Source organism: Pseudomonas sp. 43(2021) (genome assembly GCF_017490805.1).
In the GTDB taxonomy this organism is placed as follows: Bacteria; Pseudomonadota; Gammaproteobacteria; order Pseudomonadales; family Pseudomonadaceae; genus Aquipseudomonas.
Window position 1 is genome coordinate 1 of sequence record NZ_JAFGYJ010000150.1, and the last position, 634, is coordinate 634.

A 634-nucleotide genomic window follows, 5' to 3' on the forward strand; every position below is an offset into this window, starting at 1 on the left:
GTGAGCGAGCGGCAATGCACCTTTGAACTCGGCACAGGTGAGGGTGAGCGACCATGCATCGGGGCGAAAACCATTGAGTGACTGGCGCTCCCTGCGTGTCGGATGCGTGGCATCGAACACGGTGTCGACGATCTTTCGCTCCGCCTCCAGCCATGACCCGCTGAGATTGCGCAGGTAGGCCTCACCGCGCAGGCCATCTTCGAACGCCTGGGCCAGCTTCCACACAATGCCTTCCAAAAAGACGCGCTGTTCGGCGCTGTGCGCGGTCGGCTGGTCTTTGAAGTGGCTGGTCAGATTATCCAGCGTCCGTCCCAGACTCGTCGCCTGCTGCGCAGCCTTGTCCGCTTGCACCAGTGACGATGGCGGAGTGCTGGTGAATAACGGACGGGTACTCCAGCGCTGATTGAGATCGAGCTTGAGCAATCGTTCATGAATCATCGATCGGATATCCAATGCCTTATCAAAGAGTGCATGGATATCGGTGGTGCGTTTGCTCTGACGAAAGCGCTGCAACACGAATTCAATGTTCTGGCGTTGTTTGGTGATGATGGTCTCGAACAGCGTCGTCATGATCTCACCGCCAATGTTTTCCCCGGATACCTGTGCGTTAGTGAAGCCAAGGTAGCGATTGCGC

Annotated in this window: 1 pseudogene; it reads right to left on the reverse strand. The window is 57.1% G+C overall.

Annotation, left to right across the window (positions count from 1 at the left end):
- Positions 1-570: pseudogene (locus J5M71_RS26445) on the reverse strand (hypothetical protein); the annotation flags it as partial.
- Positions 571-634: the final 64 nt, after the last annotated feature.